Origin of the sequence: Paeniglutamicibacter sp. ORCA_105, assembly GCF_045798545.1 — a bacterium.
Taxonomy (GTDB): domain Bacteria; phylum Actinomycetota; class Actinomycetes; order Actinomycetales; family Micrococcaceae; genus Paeniglutamicibacter; species Paeniglutamicibacter sulfureus.
Window position 1 is genome coordinate 49,911 of sequence record NZ_JBIXLM010000022.1, and the last position, 22,657, is coordinate 72,567.

Here is a 22,657-nt window from a genome sequence, read left to right on the forward strand (position 1 = left end):
CTTATGCCCGGATGGTTTCCGGTGCCTAGTTGGCTTCGTCGACGACCGTGTTGCGCAAGGTGCCAAGGCCGGTGATTTCGACCTCGACCACGTCGCCGGCGTTGAGCAGGCCACCCTCGCCCCAGAAGAGGCCCACGCCGCCGGGGGTGCCGGTGACGATGACGTCGCCCGGGTTCAGCTTGGTGAAGCCGGTGACATATGCCATCAGTTGCGGGATGGTGAAGTACAGGTCCGCGACCGAGGCCTTCTGGCGGGTCTCGCCGTTGACGCGGGTTTCAAGGGTCAGATTGTTGACATCGCCCAGGTCGGCCGCGGGAACCAGGTATGGGCCGAAGCCGCCGGTGGACGGGAAGTTCTTACCGGGGATCCACTGGCTGGCGGCCTTCTGCCAGTCGCGCACGGAGAAGTCATTGTAGCACGCGTAACCGGCGATGTGGTTCCAGGAGTCCTCCTCGGAGACGTGCCATGCCTCCTTGCCGATGACCAAGGCCATTTCGCCCTCGTAGTCGAACTTGGTGGTGCTGGTGGGCTTGACCGCGTCGACGAGGTGGCCCATCTGGGTGTCCGCGAAGCGCGTGAACACTGTCGGGGCGGTCTGCCCGGTCTTGCCCGATTCCTCTTGGTGGGCGCGGTAGTTCACGCCGATGCAGATGATCTTGCCGGGATTGGTCAGAGAAGGCAGGAAGGTGACCTCGGATTCGGGACGTGTGGGTGCCCCGTCGATGTCAAGGTCGGTGCCGAAGATGCCCGTTTCAATCGATTCGCGCATCGTTGCGGCAAGGTTCAGGCCGGTAGGGCCCAGATCGTAGGTGGTCTCGTCGATGACCAGACCCCAAGTCTCGGAACCGTCGGTGGCAAGGAAGGATGCATATTGCATGGATTTCGGCCTTTCAGCTCAGTGTTGTTTCAAGGTTTTTGGGGAGGCCGTGTGCCAGTTGCCCGGACGTCGATCCTCCGTGGGCTTAGCGGAAAGTCTTCAACTCGGTGACCGAGGGGATCCCGAACGTGCGGAAGTCGTCGGTGCGGCGGTTGGACCACATGTTCCACCAGTTCTCGTCCTCTGCCCAGATCACCGGTTCGCGCTCGTCGTCGTAGATCTGCTCGAGGTCGGTGTAGAGCTCGACGACCGCACCGGAGGTTTCCACGTAGTAGGCGGCGATATTGTGGCCGGCGCCGTGGCGGACCGGACCCCAGATCAATTCGCGCCCCGCGCGCCCCAGGCGGTCGCCCAACTTGGCCAAATCGGCGATGGACTGGACTTGCCAGGCGTGGTGGTGGAATGTTCCGCGGCCGCCAATCAGGGCAATGCCGTGGTGGTCGGCATTGCAGCGCATGAAGTAGGCATAGTCGTCGCCAATGACATCGGAAAGACGGAAGTCGAAAATCCGGCGCAGGAACTCCATCATGCCGCGGGGGTCCCGCGGATGGAAGTTGATGTGTCCGTAGCGGTCCGGGCCAAACCCCTGCAGTCCTGGGTCGCTGGCCTGCATGCCGGTGTAAATCTCGAAGATCCAGCCTTCCGGGCCGATGAAACTGAAGCCGTCCTGAACGCCGGCGCTGACGGCGGTGTCCGAAACAAACGTGAGGTTCTCATTCTCGACGCGGCGGCGGATCTCCCGCAGCGCATCGCCGTTGCGCGCGATCAGGCCAATGGACTGGATGCCGTTGACTTCCGACTCCACGTACACCAGCTCGTGGTGAACGGCGTTGGCCGCCAGGTAGACCTCGTTCTCGGTGCGTTCGGTGACGCGCAATCCTAAAAGTTGCGTGGCGTCAAAGATGGACCCCTCGATGTCATTGGTCTGAATGGACACATGGCCCATCTCTCTAATCAATCCCCAGGCCATGGCCCACCTCTCCGCAATGAATGTCAAGAAAACATTATCATGCCAAGAATAGATTATCTAGAGACAAATGCAACGAAACGGAAGGAGCTCTCTCCACGCTTCTACCCACCTGCCCCGGACAAGCAACTGTTGTACTGTGAGTGGGAGTTGCCCGGCAGCGCCTTACCGATTGCGAGATCAAGTGTCCAAGAAGAAGCCGTCGTCCTCCTCCAAGACCAAGCAGGGACATCCCGCACGTTCTGCGGCAGCCGGACAGATCGTCAGCATTGACGAATTCCGCGTCCGCAGCACCGGCGACGAAGTGTCGGCACGCTTCATGAAATGGGTCCGCGCGAACACGTCCTTGGCGGCAATTGGTGATCCGTTGCCGATTCTCCATGAATTCCTCGAGCACTACCGGCGATTTGGCGGTGGAACCGACAGCACGTTCCTGGAGGCCTCCCCCATCGCAGCCACCTTGGCCTGGTATCTCACCGAAGACCAGGACAACGATCTCGAGTTCGTCTTGCACGTCGTCATGGGGTACCTGTTGTTCCTGGACGACTCGGACCTTTGGAGCGGCAGCGAAGCGCAGTTCGATGCGGCCCAGTCGGCAATTCTGGAAATCATCGACGAACGATCCGATGCCGCATTCGATGACAGGGTCTTCGAGGTACCCGCACTAAGCCGCAAACAAACCCTCGCTGGACTTCGCGACTTGCCGCTTTCAGGACGTCTCCAATCATTCATGGAATGGTTTGGCGATAAACGCGATGTCACCTCTAAAGGAATTTTGACGCGCAAGGACATCCAGGGCGCAGCAGCGGCCCTGAATGTAGCTGCGGTGGGGGTGCCCACTGCTCCGACCATGTCCACCCCCAGAGACGGCGAAGCACTGCGCGTTACCACGGCACAAGACGTTCCCCGCCTGGACCTGTACTGGGAAGCCTTGGTCCAAATCGGGATCATCGAGCTGGGTGCACGCCGGGCGACGCTGCACAACCCTTTGGCGGCAACCACCGGGTCGGATCGCGAAGACTTGCTGATGCATATCACTCGCGATGTCGCGCTCTGCCTCTATCTCCGTTTTACGGCCGTCGATGAAGAACACGAAAATGAAGACCCCTTCGATGAGGACCTGATTGACGAAGACGTTGCAGGCATCCTCATGACTTCGATGCTCCTGGATGCGGGGATCGAGGAGGGATATTCGGTGGCGAACCTTGAAGTGGCCCTTGAGTCAACCGCCGGTGACGACCAGGTCGACCTCATGGTGGCCCAACTGGCCTTGGATTTACTGTGCGGCGAGGGCCTGGTGCTGCGCGATACGCACTATAGGATTCCACCAGTGCTCAAGAAGATGATTGCCCACGCCATCGCCGAACCGGCGGGCCTTGAAGTCAACTATGCGGACCCCATGGACGCGGATGACCTCAGCTATCTGGGTGCCGGCGACTAATTCCATCTGTGCGGACCCCGGGCACCTGTGGACGGGACACTGTCTTAGCTCGTGCCACCGCAATACAGGCGCGAGCATGGCGAGGTGGGTCGACCGGCTAGTTTGCGCCCTCGGGAGCCACGGCCGTGACCAACTCCTGAAGCTCTGGAACCCGCGCCGCGGATTCCAGCGCCGAGTGGAGCACCGCGTCGTGCGTCGGGTGGGCCTCGGCCAGCAGCTTCTCTCCAGAGGCAGTGAGCTCCGTGTAGATTCCCCGGCGGTCATCCGTGCACAGGATGCGTGTCAACAGGGCGCGGTCCTCGAGCCGGGTCACCAGCCGGGTCGTGGCGCTGCTGGACAGGGCCGCGGCACGGGCCAACTGGGCCATGCGCATGTGCCAGCCATCCTGCCGGCTCAGGGCATCGAGCACCGTGAACTCGACAACGGAGAGGCCGTGCTTGGCCTGCAGTGCGCGCTCAAGCTCGCCCTCGATGAGGTTGTGCAGTGCGGCGAGCGTGCGCCAGCCCTGGGCGCGGACCTGTACGGCATCGTCCTTGATCCCCATGGAGACCCCTCCTCGTTCAATCGTCCGTCCCAGCATATCACCTTGCGCCGATATAACGCGTGTGCAATCATTGCGTTAGCAGTTAGTTGCAGACGCAACGATTGATGCGGGGAAATCCTTTGCATCTCATTTCAACCATCACACACCGAAGGTGCACCATGCCCGCAGCTCTATACGCCCTCGCCCTGGGCGGCTTTGGAATCGGCTTGACCGAATTCGTCATCATGGGTCTCCTGCCGGAAATTGCCGCGGATTTCGGGGTCACCGAAACCGTCGCCGGCTATCTCATCTCCGGTTATGCCCTCGCCGCGGCCATCGGCGCCATCATCCTCACCGCGGTCTTCAGCCGGCTGGACCGCAAGAAGTCATTGCTGTTCCTGATGCTGCTCTTCATCATCGGAAACCTCCTGAGCGCCACGGGCCCGACCTACGAACTGGTCATGGTCGGCCGCATTGTCGCCGCCCTGTGCCACGGAGCGTTCTTCGGGATCGGCTCCGTCGTGGCCGCCGACCTGGTGCCCGCGAACAAGCGTGCCGGCGCCATTTCGTTCATGTTTGCCGGGCTGACCATCGCCAATGTCCTGGGCGTACCCTTCGGCACGCTGTTGGGCCAAGCCGCGGGATGGCGTTCGACGTTCTGGGCCATCACCGCGATCGGCGTCGTCGCCTTCGTTGGCATCTTGGTTCTGGTGCCGGGCAACCTGGCCCGGTCGGGCAACCAGGGAATCTTCGGCGAATTCAACATCTTCCGCAGCCCGCAGGTCTGGCTGTCCATGTTCGTGACCATCTTGGGATACGGCGGCATGTTCGGCGCCTTCACCTATATTGCCTTCACCCTCACCGGTGTCAGCGGCTTCGCCGCCAGTTCCGTCCCTTGGCTGCTGGTGCTCTTCGGGGTCGGGCTCTTCGTGGGCAACATCCTCGGGGGCCGCGCCGCGGACCGACACCTGGCGGCCACGCTGATCACCGTGCTCTCGGTCCTCATCGTCGTCCTGGTGGCCTTCGCGCTCACCGCCGGCAACCAGATCGCCACCATCATCGCGCTGGTGCTCATGGGCGGCATCGGCTTCGCCACCGTTCCGGGACTCCAGATGCGCATCATGAACCATGCCGCCCACGCACCCACCCTCGCCTCGGGCGCCAACATCGCCGCCTTCAACGTGGGCAACGCGCTGGGTGCCTGGGTCGGTGGGCTGACCATCGCCGCGGGCCTTGGCTACACCTCGCCCCTGTGGGCCGGCGCGGGGATCACCGTTGCCGGACTCGCCGTCATGCTTATCGCGACCCGCGTCCGGGGCGGTGAATACTCCACGTCCCGGGCCACCGCCTCGGAACCCGTATCCGTCGGCTAGGGCCACAAACTCCCCACCCCCAACATCCCCGTTACCTGCAATCCAAGGAACATCCCCATGAGCACCTCAACAAACACCATCCCAACCATCGCCCTCAACGACGGAACCACCATGCCGCAACTTGGCTACGGCGTCTTCCAGATCCCGGATGACCAGACCACCGCGGCAGTGGGCACAGCATTGGAAACCGGATACCGCAGCATCGACACCGCCGCCATCTACGGCAACGAGTCCGGAGTTGGCCGCGCCCTGGCCGCGTCGAGCCTGCCGCGCGAGGAACTCTTCGTGACCACCAAGCTCTGGCTGGCCGACCTGGGTCGGGCCTCCACCCGCGACGCCCTGGCCACGAGCTTGGAGAAGCTCGGCCTGGACCACGTGGACCTCTACCTGATCCACTGGCCCGGCACCGACACCGCCGCTTACCTCGAGTCCTGGCAGGCACTGGAGGAACTGCGTTCCGAGGGGCTGACCCGGTCCATCGGTGTCTCCAACTTCCTGCCCGGACAGCTTGAACGCATCATCGAACTCGGCGGCACGGTTCCGGCCGTCAACCAGGTGGAGCTCCACCCGTTCCTGCAAAACCGCGAAACCGCCGCGGTGAACCGCGCGCACGGAATCGCCACCGAGGCCTGGAGCCCGCTTGCCCAGGGTGCCGTGCTGGATGATCCGGCCGTGCTGGCCGCCGCGGCCGCCCACGGGGTGACCCCGGCACAGGTGGTCCTGCGCTGGCATCTGCAGGCCGGCAACGTGGTGATCCCGAAGTCGGTCACCGCCTCGCGCATGGCCTCGAACCTGGACGTGTTCGGGTTCGACCTGGACGCCGGCCAGGTCGCGGCGCTCGATGCGCTGGATCGCGACGGGCGCACCGGGCCCTTCCCGGGCACCTTCAACGGCTAGGTTTCTGCGCAACCGACCAACAACATGCGGCCCCCAACTCCTGCCCCGGTGAAACGCGAGATACTGGAAGACATGGAACCCGTCCTGCTCCTGATCCCCGGATGCCCGAATTCCGCCATCGCCAAGGAACTCTATGACACCGCGCTCAGGCTCGAGGGCATCGAGCACACGGTGCGCGTGCGGGAAATCAGCACCGAGGACGAGGCCGCCCTGCATGATTTCCACGGTTCGCCGAGCTTCAACTTCAACGGTGCCGACCTCTTCGAATCCGATGCCGAACCCGCGGTGGCCTGCCGTGTCTACGGCACCCCGGACGGGTTCGCGGGCCAGCCGACCCTGGACGCCCTGCGTCAGGCCATTCGGGCCACTCGCTCCTGATTCACCCAGGACGCACCGAAGCCACCCGCATTCACGTTGGGACGCGTGAAAACGGGTGGCTTCCGTGCCGGGAACGACCCCGGCGAACCGATCGAGCTAGGCGTCGATCAGATCCTTCTTGTCGTCGTCCGCTTCCTTGGAATTCGTGCCCTTGGCATCCTCGGCCTGCGGGGCCTTGCCGTTCCAGGCGTGGCCCTGTTCGTTGTCCAGGTGCGTGGTCTTCTTGTTCTTCAGCGCGAAGATGTATACCAGCAGCGAGATCCCGATGGCCACGGTGACGTAGGTGAAGAACAGGTCAACGCGCTCGGCCTTCTGCAGCGCGGCACCGATCAGCGGGACGGTTCCGCCGAAGAGCGAGTTCGCGATCGCGTAGCCCAGGCCCACGCCCAAGGCGCGGATGGAGGCCGGGAACAGCTCGGCCTTCACCAGGGCGTTGATCGAGGTGTAACCGCCGACAATCAGCAGGCCGCCGAGCATCAGCAGGAAGGCGAAGACCGGGTTCTGGGTCTTGGACAGCATCGAGAGCAACGGCCAGGTGAACAGGACGCCGGTGATGCCGAACCAGAGCAGCAGCGGCTTGCGTCCGACCTTGTCGGAGATCATGCCGTAGACCGGCTGCAGCAGCATGAAGATGAACAGGGCCCAGAAGTTGATGACCGAGGTCTGCGTCTTCTCGATGCCCGAGGTATCGTTCATGAACTTCAGGATGAAGTTGGTGTACGTGTAGAAGGCCACGGTGCCGCCCAGGGTGATGCCGATGCAGATGAGCAGCGGCTTCCAGTACTGGGTGAACAGCAGCTTCATGGTGCCCGGCTGGGCCTCGCCGGCAACGCCCGGCTTGTTGGCCGCGGCCACCTGCTCGGCGGAGACGGTTTCCTCCATGGTGCGGCGCAGCCACAGGACCACGAGGGCAGCGACGCCGCCGATGGCGAACGGAATTCGCCAGCCCCACTCGGTGAGCGTTTCATGGCTCATGGTGTTCTGCAGGATGACCAGCACCAGCAGGGCCAGCATCTGGCCGCCGATCAGGGTCACGTACTGGAAGGAAGAGAAGAACCCGCGGCGTTTGGAGGTCGCGGCCTCGGACATGTAGGTGGCACTGGTGCCGTACTCGCCGCCCACGGAGAAGCCCTGGACCAGGCGCACGAGGACCAGCAGGACCATGGCCCACATGCCGATGGCCTGCTGCGTCGGCAGCAGCGCGATGGCGAAGGAGCCGGCGGACATCATGGTCACCGACAGCGTCAGTGCCGCCTTGCGTCCATGGCGGTCGGCGTAGCGGCCGAAGAACCACGCGCCCACCGGGCGCATCAGGAACGAGGTCGCGAAGACGGCCATGGCTTCCAGGCCGGCCTGCAGCTCGTTGGTGGCGTTGAAGAAGTGCGACTGGAAGTACGCGGCAAACACCGTGTAGACGTAGAGGTCAAACCACTCCACGAGGTTTCCGGCCGAGCCCTTGAGGATGTTGCTGACAGCCCTACGGGTTGCCGCCGCCTCGTTTGCATCTTTGGTTCCGGCACCGGGTCGCGGTGCCTTGTTCTTGCTGTCCACGGCAGGTTGTCCCATGGTTCCTCCTCTTGCATTGAGGCCCCGCAAATCACCGAGGGCCTCAACCAAGGTATTCGTGAGACACGTTACAGCCAACGTGAGAGCGGATTCCTAACACTTCCTTAGGAGACCGTCGGGGGTTCCGGAGCGGCCACGATGGGGAAGCGGGCGGGACGGGAAACGCGAAGAAATGATACTCTCCAAGACGGGCGCAAGATGCATTAGCGGGCCGTGAACCACGATTTCTTACGACACAATCCACGAATCAAGGGACCCTTCCATGGACGTACTCATCGTAGAGGATGACGACTCCATGGGCGCGGCACTCACCGCCGCGGTGAAGTCCACCGGACACGGCGCCACCAGGGTCGCCCGCGGCACCGATGCCCTGCTCAGGCACCGCGACTTCGACTTGATCCTGTTGGACCTGGGGCTGCCGGACATGGACGGGCTCGAGGTGCTGCGCAAGCTGCGTCAGGTCTCCGACTCCCCCATCCTGATCCTCACCGCCCGAGACGACGAACGCTCCGTCGTCCTGGGCTTGCGCTCGGGCGCCGACGACTACCTGATCAAGCCCGTCAAGCTCGTCGAACTGCTCGCCCGCATCGAGGCAGTCACCCGGCGGACCATGCCCGCCGGCGGGCGGAAGAACCCGCACGTGAGGGTCGGGGAGCTGGCCATCGACCTCGACCGCCGCGTGGCCGAGGTTGCCGGAACCGAGCTGTCCCTGACGCCCACCGAATTCGACCTGCTGTCCCTGCTGGCCCGCAATGCCGGTTCGGTGGTCACCCGCGAACAGATCCTCGACTCCCTGTGGGGAGATGCCTTCCTGGCGTCCTCACGCTCGCTGGATGTGCACCTGACCGGGCTGCGCTCCAAGCTTTCGCTGCCCGGATTCATCGTCAACGTCCGCGGCGTCGGCTACCGGATCGAGGCCGACCCGCAGTGAAGCTGCGCGTCCTGGGCATCCTGAGCGTGCTGGTGCTGCTGCTGGTGCTGCTCGTGTCCAACGTGATCCTCTCCTCCGCGGGACGCGAGGTGACCCAACAGCTGCAAATCAACCGCGCCGCCTCGCTGAACCGGATCGCCCAGCTCGCCTACGACGCGGCAAACGACGGGGACACCACGGTGCTGCGGCGGGACATGGAAACCTACTCCGGTCTCTACTCCGAGGGCCTGGTGGTGCGCCTGCAAACCGGCACGCTGGCCTCCGGAGGGCTGGACCCCGAGCGCCCGGACGTGCGCGAGGCGCTGGGGCGGGCCTCGCTGAACCTCGCCGACACCACGCTGGACCCCGTCAGGCCCTTCGGCACGGGCAACGAGGTGATCTCCCGGTCCTTCGGCAGCGCCAGCCAGGTCCTGGGCGAGGTCGTCATGGAGGTCAACCTCGATGCCGCCCGGGACAAGCTGCGCTACCGGTGGCTGGTCACCGCCATTGCCGCCATCGCGCTGGCAGCGGTGTTGCTGCTGCTGGCGGGCAGGCTCACCGGCTGGGTGTTGCGCCCCGTGCAGCGCCTCGGCGCCGCGGTGCGTGAATTCAAGGACACCGGCCACACGCCGCCACTGCCGGAGGCCGGTCCCCCGGAGCTGCGCGAGCTCTCCCGGTCCTTCACCGACATGGTCACGACCCTGGGCGAGCTCATCGATTCCCAGCGCCAACTCATAGCCGACACCTCCCACCACCTGCGCAACCCGATCGGGGCGCTGCGCCTGCGCGTGGACTTGCTGCTGCTGGAATTGCGGAATGAAAAGGAGCGGGCCGCCGGGGCCGGGGTGCTGGCCGAGCTCGAACGGGTCGAGGAGATCCTGGATTCGGTGCTCAGGCTGGCGGTGGCCGAACACCGGGTGATCGAGGATTCGGCCGGCGCCTCCCCCGAGGTCTCCGAGGGCCCCGGCTCCGGGAGCGTCAACGCCTTCGTGGTGCTGGCCGAGGAAGTGGACCGCGCCCGGCCCGCCGCCCTGGCGGCCGGATCCGACCTGGTCCTGGCCACTCAGGAGGATCCCGGCGCGGAGCTCGCCTGCAGCCGGATCGAACTGGCGCAGATGCTCGGCGAGCTGCTGAACAACGCCATCAAGTACGCGCCTGGGGCGCAGATCACCGCCTCGGTGCGGACCCGGGGTTCGGCCACGCTGATCGAGATCGCCGACACGGGCCCGGGCCTGGAGCCCGAACAGCTGTCCGCCGCCACCACCCGCTTCTGGCGCGCCCCCGAACACTCCTCGATCCGCGGCACCGGCATGGGCATGACCATCGTTGACAGGCTGGCCACCGCAAACGGCGGTCGCCTGGTGCTGGGGCCCAACGAACCGAACGGCCTGCGCGCCCGCATCGAATTCGACGCGGCACCCACCCTCCCCGGGCAGGGGGAAACCTCATGAACGCAAACCCCGCAAGCGGCCTCCATCCGTCGCGGCGCAGCGTGCTGCGCGCGGCCTTCGCGGCCGGGACGATCTCCCTGCTGGCCGCGGCACTCGCCTCCTGCGTCTCCGGACCGCGCCGCGAAACCATCGTCGTCGCCGGCGGGGAACCCGGCGGCTTCTACCTGGAATTCGCCACGCTGCTGGCGGCCTCCCTGCAACGGCACCAGGTGGCCCGCACCGCCACGGTCAACCCCACCGGCGGCAGCCTGGACAACGTCGCGCAGCTGCTCTCCGGCGAAGCGACCCTGGCCGTCGCGTTGGCCGACGCCGCTTCGCTCGAGGGTGGCCAGCAAGGCAAGCACCCCGGACAGATCGCGGCGCTGGGCAAGGTCTACCAGAATTACGTCCATGCCGTGGTGCGCCGGGACGGATCCATCACCTCGCTCGATGACCTGGCCGGGCGCACCGTGGCGGTAGGCATGCCGGGCTCCGGCACCTCCCTGATCACCCCGCGCCTCTTCGAGGTCGCCGGCCTGAAATCCGCCCCCGCCGGGACACCGGCCGCGGGCCGGGACGTCATCGTGAAGGCCCTGGGACTCAACGACGGGGTCGCCGCCCTGGCCGCCGGAGAGGTCGACGCGCTCTTCTGGTCCGGCGGGGTGCCCACCGCCGCCATCGCCCAGGCCCACACCGAATTCGCGTTCGCCCTGCTTGACCTCTCCTCCCTGCTCCCCGGACTGCGGGAGAGGTATGGGGCCTTCTACGACAAGGTGCTGATCCCCGGCGACAGCTATCCGGGCATCGACGCGGTGTGGACGGTCGGGGTGGCCAACCTGCTGCTCTGCCGCACGGACCTGGACGCCGAGACGGTGCGGCAAACAGTGGACCTGCTGGTGGGACATGCCGATGAGCTGATTCCGCGCTCGAGCGTCGGGGTGCAGTTCCTGAGCCCCGATTCGCTGATCAACACCGCCGACGTGCCGCTGCACCCTGCAGCCGCCCAGGCCTACCGGAAGCTTCACGGGTAGCACTGCACGGCCGGCAGCTTCCGTCCGGAAAGCGTAATCGCTCCGTGCAGGCCTGCCCCGGTGGGGGCAAACGTGCACGGAGCGATGAGCGGATGTTCTTCTTTCCCGCGACGCGTCTGGGGTCAGAGCGTCATGTGTTCCAGCTGGCGCCCGTTGGTCTCGCGCACCAGACGCCAGACAAAGAGGAACGAGAGCAGCGCGAAGCCTGCGTAGATGCCGTAGGCAAGCTGCAGGCCCGCATCCGCGAGCGTCGGGAAGGTCGTGCTGACCACGAAGTTCGCGATCCACTGGGCGGCGGCACCCAGGCCAAGGGCCAGCGCCCGGATGTTGTTGGGGAACATCTCCCCCAGCAGCACCCACACCACCGGTCCCCAGCTGGCGCCGAAGCCCACGACGAACAGGTTTGCTGCCACCAGCGCGATCATGCCCCAGGAACCCGGGAGGCTGAGCTCCCCGTTGACGGTGACAGCCTGGGCGAAGGCCACTGCCATGGTGCCCAGCGACAGGGTCATCATGGCCGAGCCGACCAGCAGCAGCAGCTTGCGTCCAACCACATCCACCAGCGAGATCGCCACGATGGTTGCCACGATGTTGGTGACCGAGGTGATCACGGAGATCATGAACGAGTCGGATTCCTGGAATCCGACGGACCTCCACATCGTGGTCGAGTAGTAGAAGATCACGTTGATTCCCACGAGCTGCTGGAAGACCGAAAGCAGGATGCCGATCCAGACCAGCGTCTTGAACCCGAACTTGCCGCCAAAGAGGTCCGCGAAGCGTTGGCGTCGTTCCACGTTCACGGTCGCCTTGATCTCGGCGATCTTGTTCTCCGTGGCCTCTCCGGCTTCCATGCCCACCACGTCGATGAGCACCCGTCGAGCGCCCTCGTCGTCGCCTTTTTCCACGAGGTAGCGCGGGGACTCGGGCAACCGTGCGGCAAGGATCCCGTAGACGAGGGCCGGCACCAGCAGGGTGAGGAACATCCAGCGCCAGGCCTCCAGGCCGAGCCACGCGCTCTGGGCGGCGCCCCCGGCCAGCCACGCGATCATGGCCGAGAGCAGAAACGCCAGGAAGATGCCGCTGACCAGCGAGAGCTGCTGCAGCGTGGCCAGTCGGCCACGCGCCTTCGAGGGTGCAATTTCGGCAATGTACGCCGGGGCGATCACCGAGGCAAAGCCCACGCCGATGCCGCCGACGAAGCGCCACCAGATCAAGTCCCACACGCCAAAGGCGAACCCGCAGCCCAGTGCGCTGATCGAAAGCAACGCACTGGCAACGAGCATCGTGCGGATCCGGCCAAAGCGTTGCGAGCAAACCCCTGCATACCAGGCACCCAGTGCCGCGCCCAGCAGGGCGCAGGACACGGTGAAGCCCAGCAGGCCGGAGCCGAGTCCGAACTGCTCGCGCACCGCATCAACGGTTCCGTTGATGATCGCGCTGTCGTAGCCAAAGAGGAAGCCACCCAAGGCGGCAACCGCGGCCATGGCGACGAGCTTGGTCGTGACTCGTCCGTCATTCCTGTTCGGAGTGATAACCCGCTTTGCCTCAGACATCGCGTCCGGCCCCCCGCAACTCGACCGGGCTGGGTCCACCGGCGGTGAAGCGGTAACGCGAGCCGCTTTCACGTTGCTGCCCAGTGAAGGCCTTCGCAGAACGCCCGGTCTTGAAGTCACCCGGCAGGCCTTGCTTGACCTGTGGCAGCCCATGGCTTTGGTCCACGTTGAAATCTCCCTTGATTAATTGGTAAGACTCAATTAGTAAAGGAGCCTAAAGATTGTGATGTCCAGCATAAGGCACTGCGGTAGGATTTGGAAAGACTGCCTAACCAAAGGATCGATTCCATGATCACAGCAGCCGCCTCCGGAACCTCCGCCAGGCCCCTGCCGCAGACGCTGGCCACCGCCACCGACCGACGCTTCCTGCAGCACCTGCTCGAGCATGGCCCCAGCTCACGCACTGCAATCGCCGCTTCCACCGGACTCTCGCGACCCACCGCATCGGAGGCCGCCACGCGCTTGTCGGAGACCGGTTTACTGAGAACCATCGAGACTCCCCCGGCCAAGAAGCGAGGTCGGATACCGGAGATCTACGACCTGGATCCCGACTACGGCCACACACTCTCGCTCACGGCGGCAGCAGGGCGGACCCGGGTTCAAACCCACGACCTGCGTGGCACATTGCTGCATGACGCCACCCTGGACCTGCCCGATTCCATGACCCGGGGCGAGCTGGAGAGGACCCTGCGCGACCTTGTCACCGCCGCGGTCGATGCCACCGGTTCCCCCTGCCTGGCGGCAACCGCGTCACAGGGCAACCCCGTGGATCCGGCCACCCAGCGTCCGGTGGTCCTGCCGGCTTCCGCATTCCCGGAAGGGCGCGTCGACGTGGGCGCGCTCCTTCGCGAGGTGTGCAGCGGACCGGTGCGCCTGGACAACGACGTCAACTGGGCAACCCTGGCCGAACAGCGCATAGGTGTCGCCCGCGGGATCGATGAGCTACTCCTGGTTTACCTGGGACCCGGCATCGGCGCCGGACTGGTCATGTCCGGAACCGTCCAGCGCGGCCGGCACGGCATGGTCGGCGAACTGAGTTACCTGCGCTCGGGCGGGCGAACGCTGATCAGCCAGCTGCTGGAACACTCAAGGGCGGCCCCCGGCAGCGATCGGCTCGACGTCCCCGCATGCTTGTCGCTTTTTGCAACCACCCCGGCCGCGGATAACGCCCGGCTTTTTGTCGAGGCCATTGCCCAGCAAATCGGCAACATTGCGGCCATCACCGATCCACAGGCACTGGTGCTTAGCGGCCCGATCACCAAAGGCTCCGCCTTCACACAAATGTTCGCCGAGGCCCTGCAGCCACTGCTGCTTGATGCAGACCTCGAGGTGTTGGCCAGCGCCTTGGGCGAGGACGCCCCCCTGATCGGGGCCAGCCTGGCCGCACGGGACATGGCCGAAGCCCACTTCTGGAGCAACTACCGCTCCTGATACCCAGAACCCGTCCTACTCGACGGCACCGCCCGCCCGCCGCGGACGTGGCGTAGGCTACACCCAGGGAAATTGTCGGGGAGGGGTGTGTCCATGTACCAGATCGAGGAAGCGGATTCCTTTGCCGCCTGGCGCCGGCTCATCTCCTCGACCTTCGTGCCGCTCGAGGCCGAACAGGTACGCCCGGGTCAGTTCACCGGCCGCATCGGCGGGCGCCAGCTACACGACGTCGGGATCATGCGCCTGGATGCCGGCGCGCAAACGGTGTTTCGTTCGCCGGCCCTGATTTCCCGCGGCGGAATCGGCCACTACAAGTTGAGCCTGCAGCTCTCCGGCCACGGACTGCTGCTGCAGGACGGGCGGGAAGCGCTGCTCTCCCCCGGGGATGTGGCCATCTATGACACCCAGCGCCCCTACACGCTGAACTTCGATGACTCCTTTCAGACCCTGGTGCTCATGTTCCCGCAGCACCTGCTGGGGCTTGCCGCCGACGACGTCGCAGAACTCACCGCGGTTTCCATGGGCAAGGGCAACCGACTGGCCGAGGCAGTTGCCCCGTTCGTGGCATCCATCGCCTCCCAGCTGCCGGAACTCAACAGCCCCATCGGGCACCGGCTGGCGATGAATATCGTCGACCTGCTTTCCACGCTGTTGGCCGACGAAATCTATTCGCGCCCCGAGTCCAGCACCGACACCCATGCCAAGGTGCTGCGGCGCATCCAGCACCATATCGAGGCGAACCTGGCGGACCCGACGCTGGGGCCCGAGGCCATCGCCGCCGCCCACCACATTGCCACGCGCACGCTGCACAAGATCTTCTCCGCCTCCTCGCTGACGGTTGCCGGATGGATCCGCGAGCGCCGGCTTGAATCCTGCAGACGCGACCTGGCCGACCCGCTCTGCGCGCACGTTCCCATTGGGGAAATCGGCGCCCGCTGGGGGCTGGTCGATGCCGCGCACTTCAGCCGCATCTTCCGCGCCGCCTTCGGCCAATCCCCCAGCCAATACCGCTCCAACCCGGCGCCCGTGCGCTAGGGAACAAGAAGCGTACGGGCAAAGCCAAGCATGGGACGTGTGTCGCGGGCCACACTGGGTACAGAAGTGATTCCCCGCGTACCAAGGAGTGCAACATGCCCACCGCCACCACGACCTTTGCCACCGATGCCGACCTGTTGGCCGCGATCCAGCCGTCCTCCGGCGGACGGGACATCCATGACCCCGCCACCGGCGGGCTCGTGGGCAAGGCGCCCGAGCACACGGTTGCCGACCTAGAACGTGCGGTTTCCGCCGCCCGCGCGGCGCAGCCGGCCTGGGCGGCACTGACCCACGCCGAACGCAGTGCCGCACTGAACCGCGCCGCCGATGCCGTGGAGGCCAACGCCGAGGCGCTGGCGGTGCTGCTCTCGCGCGAACAGGGCAAGCCGCTGAACGGGCCCAACGCCCGCTTCGAGGTCGGCGCCTGCGCCGCCTGGCTGCGCGCCACCGCCGGGTTCGAGCTCGAGCCCGAAATCCTGGTGGACGACGAGGGCGGGAAGGCGGAGATGCATTACCGCGCCCTGGGCGTCGTGGGAGCCATCGGCCCGTGGAACTGGCCCATGATGATTTCGGTCTGGCAGTTGGCCCCGGCGCTGCGCATGGGCAACACCGTGGTGCTCAAGCCCTCCGAGTACACCCCGCTCTCGGTCCTGGCCCTGGTCGAGGTCCTCAATGAGGTGCTCCCGGCCGACGTGCTGCACGTGGTCTCCGGCGGACGCGAGGTGGGCGAGGCGCTCTCCGCGCACCGGGACGTCGACAAGCTCATGTTCACCGGCTCCACCGCCACCGGCAAGGCCATCATCCGCTCCTCCGCCGACACTGTGAAGCGACTGACGATGGAACTGGGCGGAAACGACGCCGGCATCGTGCTGCCCGACGCCGATCCGAAGGCGATCGCCGCCGATCTGTTCTGGGGCGCCTTCATCAACACCGGGCAGACCTGCGCCGCGCTGAAGCGGCTCTACGTGCACGAGGACATCTACGAAGAAGTCTGCACCGCGCTCACCGAGGTAGCCGCCCAGATGCCCATGGGCGTGGGGTTGGACGAGGCCAATGTGCTGGGTCCGCTGCAGAACAAGGCCCAGTTCGACATCGTCACCTCGCTGGTCGAGGCGGCGGTGGACTCCGGCGCCAGGGTGCTCGCCGGCGCCAATCCCGAATCCGGCCAACCGGGCTACTTCTATCCGACCACGCTGATCGCAGACATCGACAACGACAACCCCTTGGTCGCCGAAGAGCAGTTCGGCCCGGCCCTGCCGATCATCAAGTACTCGTCCGTCGACGAGGCTGTGGCGATGGCCAATGGGCTGGACGTGGGCCTGGGCGCCTCGGTCTGGTCTTCCGACAAGGAGGCTGCCCGCGAGGTCGCGGCCCGCATCCAGGCCGGCACGGTGTGGATCAACAAGCACGGAGCGGTGGACCCGCGGGTACCCTTCGGCGGAGCCAAGGCCTCCGGCTACGGCCTGGAATTCGGCGTCGCGGGCCTCAAGCACCTGGGCCAGCCCCAGGTCATCAGCTACTAGGGGACGGAAGAGACCACCATGGAACTTGACTACCTCATCGTCGGGGCCGGCTCTTCCGGGAACGTCATTGCCCGCCGCCTGCTCGATGCCGGAAAACGCGTCGCCATGCTCGAGGCCGGCGATTTCGACGCCAACCCGAACATTGCCCACCTCAATACCCTGGGCCACCTGTGGCACAGCGAGCAGGACTGGGACTACTACACCACCGAACAGGTTGGTGCCTCCAACCGGCGCCTGCACCTTCCGCGCGGCAAGGTCATGGGAGGCTCCCACGCCCTGAACGCGGCCATCTGGGTGCGCGGGGACAGGTGGGACTACGACACCTGGGAAAAGGAAGGCTGCGCCGGCTGGGGCTGGGTCGATGTCCTGCCCGTCTTCAAGCACATCGAGAACTTTGACGGCGGCGCCTCGGAAACCCGCGGGGACTCCGGGCCGCTGGACGTCGTCAAGGACTTCGAGCGCAACCCGATCCAGGAAGACATGCTCGCTGGTGCCGTGGAAACGGGCATCCCGCTTAATGAGGACTACAACTCCGGGGACGTCGAGGGCGTCTCGCGCATGCAGCTCACGGTGCGCGACGGAAAGCGGTTCAACACCTGGCACGCGTACCTCAAGCCCGTGGCGGAGAACCCGAACCTGGTGCTGCTCACCAGTGCGCACGTGCGCCGGCTCGTCGTCGAGGACGGGCGCGTGGCGGGCGTGGAGTTCGACCACGAGGGCGAGCGCAAGACCCTGCGCGCCACCGAGACCGTGCTGGCCGCCGGAGCCCTGAATTCCCCGGAGATCCTGCTGCGCTCCGGCATCGGCCCGGCCGACGAACTGCGCGCCCTCGGCATCGAACCGGTGCACGACCTGCCCGGTGTGGGCAAGAACCTGCAGGACCACCTGCTCTCCCCCGTCATCCTGACCAGCGGGGCCGCACCGGTGCCCACGGGAGCCGTTGCCCCGGCCGAGGTCCACTTCTTCGCCAAGAGCCGGCCCGAGCTTCCCGTGGCGGACACCCAGCCGCTGTTCTTCTCCGTACCCATGTACTCGCAGGACTACGCGCCCGGGGACATGACCGGACCGGAAAACGGCTTCTCAATGCTCGGTGGCCTGGTCCGCCCGCAAAGCCGTGGCGAACTCACGCTCTCGGGCCCAGGCGAGGACGACCCGCTCCTGATCGACCTCGGCGCCCTGCGCGAACAGGCGGATGTCGACGCGTTGGTGGCCTCGGTGCGCCAATGCAGGGAGATCGGGCGCAGCCAGGCGCTGGCAGGGTGGGAACCGACGGAGATCCACCCGGGCCCGGGGATCAAGGACGAGGACCTGGAGCAGTATGTGCGCGACTCGGTGGTCACCTATCACCACCAGGTCGGCACCTGCAAGATGGGCGTGGACGAACTGGCCGTAGTGGACCCCGCATCGCTGAAGGTCCACGGTCTGGACGGTTTGCGCATTGCCGATGCCTCGATCATGCCCCTGGTGCCCACCGGCAACACCAATGCACCCTCGGTGATGATCGGCGAGCGTGCCGCGGCGATGCTCATCGCCGAGCGCGCCCCCGTGGCCCGGGAAGCTGTCGCCGGCTAGCGGACCCTTGGAACCGTCGGCCCACCGCACCGTAGGGACTTTACCCAGGTGAGCGAGGGCCGGTAGCTTCAAACCTCCAGTCGAATCGTCCCGGCACCCCCCAAACGGGGAGCCGGGGCGCTTCGTCTTTGGCGTCAATGTCGAAGGGGCACCTGAGCAACACCACGGGGAATCACCTCAATCGTGGTGGAGTGGCAGGGATCCGCCTAATCCCGGGAGGGGCCAGGATCCTGGACTGTCGCCGAGCCGTCCTCGACCGGCTCCGATCCGCCTTCCTTGGCTTCCTTGACCCGTGGATCCTTGGGCACCTCGCCGTGCGGCGGGCGGTCGTAAAACTTCTTGTAGCGTTCGTCCTCGTGATGGTTGTTGCCCATGGCCTGCCTCCCGCAAGAAGGGTGTGGATACCTCAACCGTGGCACTGCTTCCGGTTCTTGGCAACAGTCGTTGAGCGGCGGCCGAGGGCTCAGGCCGTCAGCTCCTCGCCGGCATCACTGATGACCTGTCCGAGACCTCCGCGGCCGAGGCTGGCGCGCTGGCGTTGGGCACCGTTTCCGTCCCTAGCCAGTCGTTCCAGACCCGTCTGGACGAAATCGGTGTCGCCGTTCATGGCCAGAGCCTCGCCGATGAGCTGCAACAAAGCAACCAGTAGCTGGTTGGTGCCGATTGCCCGCCCGGTGACGGGATCCACCTGGTTGCCCGTCAAGCCGTGCTTGGCTGCTTGCCAGAAGGCGAGGTCCAGGACTTCGGGCAACAGCGGTTCGGTCGTGGCCGGGGCACGCAAGCTCGTGTCGACCAGTGCGCGCACGATGAGCGCCAGCAACACCGAGTCCTCGGCGCGTAGCTGGGCGTCCGCGATCCTGACCTCGATGGTGGGATACCGGTTGGATAGGCGCGCTGCCCAGCCAATGTGGCCCTGGTCCAAAACGACGTCGGATGCCAGAAGCGTGTCCATCCGGGTCCGGTATTCCCGCGCATCTGCAAAATGCGGCTGGATGCCTTGTATCGACCACCGGCGGTAGTGGATGCTGCGCCATGAAGCGAACCCAGAATCCGCACCGCGCCAAAACGGGGAATTCGAGCCAAGCGCCAGCACGAGCGGCAACCAAGGCCGCAGGGCGTTCAAGGCCACCACCCCGGCATCCGCGTCGGGTATCGAGACATGGACGTGGAGCCCCGAGACATACTGGTCCCCACTGATTCCGGGAAGATACTCGTGCAGGGCGCGGTAACGTTCATCATCGGCGATAACGGCGGCACCGGCGCGAACCAACGGTGCCGCACCCACACTCACGGGCAGGAGATTCAGGCCCTGAACGGTGCGAGCGAGTTCCTTGCGGTACTCGCGCAGCGACGCCAGTGCAGTGGTTCCGTCACTGCAGATCGGCGTGGCGGTCTCAACCTGGCAGGCCAGGAGCTCGGTCTGGGTGGAATTTCCCCCTGCCTTGATGCCCATGATGCTGGCCGACGTGGCAGCGTCCGGGACGGCAGGCAAACCGGATTCCGGGTGGAGAAGGAAGAACTCTTCCTCGATGCCGAAGGTGCTCATGGGGATCCTTCCGTAGGAGATGCCAAGACGAGGCAAAAATGCGTGGACGAGGGGATTGTCCGTGGCGACGTGGAATTTCACTCCATTCGCATCGGCAGGTGAATGCCAACATCTACCCTTCCGGGGAAGGATGCCAACTCCAACGTGGTCCCTGACGTCTTTCGACGCCAGGGACCACGAATCAACGGCTCGGAGCCGAAGCCCTACTCGCTATTGTCGTTACTGGTCGCCGGGCCACTCTTGATGGCCCCGCCCTCGTCCGTCCAGTCATGGCCCGTCTCGGTGGACAGCGCAGGATCCGATACGTGGTCCTCCCGCTTCGCCTGCTCTTTCTTCTCGGCAGCGTCCGTGGTGGGTTCCTGGGATTCATTCATGGTGTTTTTCTCCTTTGTATTTGTGTGGGAAAAATTCAGGGGAGGATTGTCGTCCTCATTGGCGTTCTGCAACTGCGGCTCATCAAAACGAAGCAATTTATGGCTGCCGTCGCAAAACGGCTTGATCTTCGACCCGCCGCACCGACAAAGCGCCACGGTTCCGCGCCTCGGATCGACCGGCTGGTTGTCGCCGTCCACGATGTCGAAGCTTCCCCTGACGATCAGCGGACCACGGGGGCAAACGGTGATGCTGGCGGGCCCGGAGTTGCTCATGCGGCAGCCCGGAGTTCGGCGCGCAACGAGCTGCGGTCGGATTGCCAGGCGTTCATCTGCCATTGGCCGGCCAGCGTGTCGAGCAGGATGACAGTCGCAGCACCGAAGAACACGTCGTTCATCAACCGGGGGTCTGCCTCAACGAGTCCGCCGGCAAGGTCCCGTCCGGCAATCTGTTCATGAACGGCGTCGGCCTCCACGTGTTCATCGAAATAATCAGTGACCGGCGAGCTAAATCCGAGTCGTCGGAATCCTCGGGCATACTTCGCATTAGGTATGGATGAGGTCATCTCGTAGATCGCCAAGTGGCCGCAGGCAGCGCCCCGGTGCCTGCGGTGCAGGCCGAAAAGAGAAATGACATTCACTGAAGCCAGGGTGATGGCAGGGATGGCATCGATGTAGCTCCCGAAGTCGTTCTCGAGCCCCAGCCCCTCCATGGTCCGGGCAAATAGTTCGGCGTGCGTTTGGCCGGGAACCCCACCGCCGTATTCGTCGGCTTGGATCTCCACCAGCGCCGATTTGGCCCGGCCGGTTAGTCGCGGGATCGCCCAGGTGTGCGGATCTGCTTCCTTCAGCTGGTAAATGGACTTGTGGACCAAGAACTCACGGGCCTGTTCCAGGGTCGCATTGCGCGCAACATAGGAGGATACCGATGGTCCGGTCGCTGCTTTGGTCATGTCGAAAAGTGCATCGGCCACCGATTGCGCATTGGGGGCGGGTTGCGGAAGTTCTCCTATGGTGTCGTTCAAGCGGTTCTCGAACCGCTCCTCGAGCCGTTTGCGCAATGCCAAAAGCGGCGGATGCCATTCCCAGACATCGTTGACGGCGTCGAAGCCCGAGTAGTGAAGCTCGTAGAGGACGAACAGGGTTAGCTGGAGATCCTCGTTGAAGAGGATGTCCGTATCGACGCGGAAGGCCTCTTCTGCCGTTTCCCCGAGTTGGTCCAGGTCATCTGGCATGTCATTGCGCATCAGAGCCGCAATAAGTGCGGAACTGAGCGGGCCACGTCCAGTGGGGAGGTCTCGCATGATGCTCCGTTCGTGAAGGGGTACCCGGGGGCGGCTCCAAGAACACCCATGTGTCGTCATGGAGCTTCCTGGAATCCGATAATGATGTTGGGATTACCGTAATTCGCCTTCACTGGAACGACAAGAATTTTGACACCCCCCTTAGCTGATAGCGGACAAACCGGTTCGGTGCCGGACCGAATTCGAAGGGCCGGCAATCCGTTCCGCCGGATCACCAAGGGACGCCTGCCCACCTCAGCGAGCGTTCGCCAAACGCCCTTGAAGCGTTCGTCCGTGCGATGGTTCGCCCCTGCACCGTGCGACGGTAAGACACTTGCCATCCATGCCGTGGCGAGGGCTCTGGCAGTGAGTCAGCAATCACCCGAACGGAGTGATGCCTCCGGTCCGCTACCCCTCGGGAACCTGCTGCTGAGGACACTGGTTGGTGATGATCCGCTTGATGCCGGCATGTTCGGCCTTGGTCATCCAAAGTCCGTGTTTGGCCTTGACCGCGGTCTGGCGTGCCACGTAGGAGCAGCGGAACGACTTGTTCGATGGCAGCCAACTGGAAGCATCGGAATCGCCCTTGGAGGCATTGGACGGACCGTCCACCGCCAGGAGGTTCAGCGGATCGTTGGCAAATTTAACTCGCTGCTCCCCGGTCATCTTTTGCGCACCCTTTTGCCAGGCATCGGACAGCGCGACGACGTGATCGATCTGGACCTTGGTGCTGGTCCCTTGGCCGCGCACAAAATCGATGCGTTTTCCGGTGAACGGATCGGAGAGCGCTCCGCTGGTGACGACGCAGCCGTTGGTTCCGGGCTTCGCCTCGATGCCGGTCAGGTCCCGACGCAACATGTCGTTGCGGGCATCGCAGCCGTTTCGGTCAGGGTCCTTCCAGCCGCTGCCGAAGAGGCTACGTTCGTAGCCCGTCTTTGGAGCCCTGCCCT

Annotated in this window: 22 protein-coding genes; 11 read left to right on the top strand and 11 right to left on the bottom strand. The window is 65.0% G+C overall.

Annotated features, from left to right (window positions below):
- Positions 1-25: 25 nt before the first annotated feature.
- Entirely contained in the window at positions 26-877 is an 852-nt protein-coding gene (locus tag ACIPUB_RS12215) for a fumarylacetoacetate hydrolase family protein (protein WP_407607619.1), read from the bottom strand.
- A gap of 85 nt (positions 878-962) precedes the next feature.
- Complete coding sequence (locus ACIPUB_RS12220) at positions 963-1,874, bottom strand: VOC family protein (protein WP_407607620.1); 912 nt, start codon at positions 1,872-1,874, stop codon at positions 963-965.
- Positions 1,875-2,028: 154 nt separating this feature from the next.
- On the opposite strand from ACIPUB_RS12220, the gene ACIPUB_RS12225 reads away from it, so the two are divergent.
- Complete coding sequence (locus ACIPUB_RS12225) at positions 2,029-3,285, top strand: hypothetical protein (protein ID WP_407607621.1); 1,257 nt, start codon at positions 2,029-2,031, stop codon at positions 3,283-3,285.
- Positions 3,286-3,382: 97 nt separating this feature from the next.
- On the opposite strand, the gene ACIPUB_RS12230 is transcribed toward ACIPUB_RS12225, so the two are convergent.
- Positions 3,383-3,829, bottom strand: coding sequence for a MarR family winged helix-turn-helix transcriptional regulator (locus tag ACIPUB_RS12230; protein WP_407607622.1), 447 nt, complete (start codon positions 3,827-3,829; stop codon positions 3,383-3,385).
- A gap of 158 nt (positions 3,830-3,987) precedes the next feature.
- On the opposite strand from ACIPUB_RS12230, the gene ACIPUB_RS12235 reads away from it, so the two are divergent.
- The 3 genes from ACIPUB_RS12235 to ACIPUB_RS12245 are packed head-to-tail and all read left to right on the top strand — an operon-like array spanning position 3,988 to position 6,456.
- Complete coding sequence (locus ACIPUB_RS12235; protein ID WP_407607623.1) at positions 3,988-5,181, top strand: MFS transporter; 1,194 nt, start codon at positions 3,988-3,990, stop codon at positions 5,179-5,181.
- Between the two features lie 57 nt (positions 5,182-5,238).
- Positions 5,239-6,078, top strand: coding sequence for an aldo/keto reductase (locus ACIPUB_RS12240; protein ID WP_407607624.1), 840 nt, complete (start codon positions 5,239-5,241; stop codon positions 6,076-6,078).
- 48 nt (positions 6,079-6,126) lie between these two features.
- Complete coding sequence (locus ACIPUB_RS12245; RefSeq protein ID WP_407607625.1) at positions 6,127-6,456, top strand: hypothetical protein; 330 nt, start codon at positions 6,127-6,129, stop codon at positions 6,454-6,456.
- Between the two features lie 96 nt (positions 6,457-6,552).
- On the opposite strand, the gene ACIPUB_RS12250 is transcribed toward ACIPUB_RS12245, so the two are convergent.
- Positions 6,553-8,022 (bottom strand): MFS transporter, encoded by a 1,470-nt coding sequence (locus ACIPUB_RS12250; protein WP_407607626.1) that lies wholly within the window; start codon positions 8,020-8,022, stop codon positions 6,553-6,555.
- A gap of 262 nt (positions 8,023-8,284) precedes the next feature.
- Between ACIPUB_RS12250 and ACIPUB_RS12255 the strand changes: the two genes are divergently transcribed.
- From ACIPUB_RS12255 to ACIPUB_RS12265, 3 genes are read left to right on the top strand one after another with little or no spacing between them, the layout of a single operon-like run.
- Positions 8,285-8,953 carry a response regulator transcription factor gene (locus ACIPUB_RS12255; protein WP_407607627.1) on the top strand — a complete coding sequence of 223 codons (669 nt, stop codon included), beginning with the start codon at positions 8,285-8,287 and terminating at the stop codon, positions 8,951-8,953.
- The gene (locus tag ACIPUB_RS12260) at positions 8,950-10,383 is read left to right on the top strand and encodes a sensor histidine kinase (protein WP_407607628.1); all 1,434 of its coding nucleotides are present in this window, start codon (positions 8,950-8,952) and stop codon (positions 10,381-10,383) included. The genes ACIPUB_RS12255 and ACIPUB_RS12260 overlap by 4 nt, the downstream gene beginning before the upstream one ends.
- Positions 10,380-11,393 (top strand): TAXI family TRAP transporter solute-binding subunit, encoded by a 1,014-nt coding sequence (locus ACIPUB_RS12265; RefSeq protein WP_407607629.1) that lies wholly within the window; start codon positions 10,380-10,382, stop codon positions 11,391-11,393. The genes ACIPUB_RS12260 and ACIPUB_RS12265 overlap by 4 nt, the downstream gene beginning before the upstream one ends.
- A 122-nt stretch (positions 11,394-11,515) precedes the next feature.
- On the opposite strand, the gene ACIPUB_RS12270 is transcribed toward ACIPUB_RS12265, so the two are convergent.
- Both ACIPUB_RS12270 and ACIPUB_RS12275 read right to left on the bottom strand, forming a co-directional pair.
- A complete protein-coding gene (locus tag ACIPUB_RS12270) occupies positions 11,516-12,946 on the bottom strand; it encodes a sugar porter family MFS transporter (protein ID WP_407607630.1) in 1,431 nt (476 codons plus the stop codon).
- Positions 12,939-13,112: a hypothetical protein gene (locus ACIPUB_RS12275; RefSeq protein ID WP_407607631.1), complete on the bottom strand. Its 174-nt coding sequence runs from the start codon at positions 13,110-13,112 to the stop codon at positions 12,939-12,941. Before ACIPUB_RS12275 ends, ACIPUB_RS12270 begins: the two co-directional genes overlap by 8 nt.
- A gap of 122 nt (positions 13,113-13,234) precedes the next feature.
- On the opposite strand from ACIPUB_RS12275, the gene ACIPUB_RS12280 reads away from it, so the two are divergent.
- From ACIPUB_RS12280 to ACIPUB_RS12295, 4 genes are all read left to right on the top strand, one after another.
- Positions 13,235-14,377, top strand: coding sequence for an ROK family protein (locus ACIPUB_RS12280; protein WP_407607632.1), 1,143 nt, complete (start codon positions 13,235-13,237; stop codon positions 14,375-14,377).
- Positions 14,378-14,470: 93 nt separating this feature from the next.
- Positions 14,471-15,412 (top strand): helix-turn-helix domain-containing protein, encoded by a 942-nt coding sequence (locus tag ACIPUB_RS12285; protein ID WP_407607633.1) that lies wholly within the window; start codon positions 14,471-14,473, stop codon positions 15,410-15,412.
- A 95-nt stretch (positions 15,413-15,507) separates the two neighbouring features.
- Positions 15,508-16,935 (top strand): aldehyde dehydrogenase family protein, encoded by a 1,428-nt coding sequence (locus ACIPUB_RS12290; RefSeq protein ID WP_407607634.1) that lies wholly within the window; start codon positions 15,508-15,510, stop codon positions 16,933-16,935.
- A gap of 18 nt (positions 16,936-16,953) precedes the next feature.
- The gene (locus ACIPUB_RS12295) at positions 16,954-18,507 is read left to right on the top strand and encodes a GMC family oxidoreductase (protein ID WP_407607635.1); all 1,554 of its coding nucleotides are present in this window, start codon (positions 16,954-16,956) and stop codon (positions 18,505-18,507) included.
- Positions 18,508-18,713: 206 nt separating this feature from the next.
- Here the strand turns inward: ACIPUB_RS12295 and ACIPUB_RS12300 are convergent, their stop codons facing one another.
- The 5 genes from ACIPUB_RS12300 to ACIPUB_RS12320 form a co-directional block, all read right to left on the bottom strand.
- The gene (locus ACIPUB_RS12300) at positions 18,714-18,881 is read right to left on the bottom strand and encodes a hypothetical protein (protein ID WP_407607636.1); all 168 of its coding nucleotides are present in this window, start codon (positions 18,879-18,881) and stop codon (positions 18,714-18,716) included.
- An 89-nt stretch (positions 18,882-18,970) separates the two neighbouring features.
- Positions 18,971-20,053 carry a YbdK family carboxylate-amine ligase gene (locus ACIPUB_RS12305; protein ID WP_407607637.1) on the bottom strand — a complete coding sequence of 361 codons (1,083 nt, stop codon included), beginning with the start codon at positions 20,051-20,053 and terminating at the stop codon, positions 18,971-18,973.
- 203 nt (positions 20,054-20,256) lie between these two features.
- The gene (locus ACIPUB_RS12310) at positions 20,257-20,700 is read right to left on the bottom strand and encodes a CDGSH iron-sulfur domain-containing protein (protein ID WP_407607638.1); all 444 of its coding nucleotides are present in this window, start codon (positions 20,698-20,700) and stop codon (positions 20,257-20,259) included.
- Positions 20,697-21,728 (bottom strand): iron-containing redox enzyme family protein, encoded by a 1,032-nt coding sequence (locus tag ACIPUB_RS12315; RefSeq protein ID WP_407607639.1) that lies wholly within the window; start codon positions 21,726-21,728, stop codon positions 20,697-20,699. Before ACIPUB_RS12315 ends, ACIPUB_RS12310 begins: the two co-directional genes overlap by 4 nt.
- 387 nt (positions 21,729-22,115) lie before the next feature.
- The coding region (locus ACIPUB_RS12320) for an HNH endonuclease family protein (protein ID WP_407607640.1) at positions 22,116-22,657 on the bottom strand (542 nt) is incomplete at its 5' end.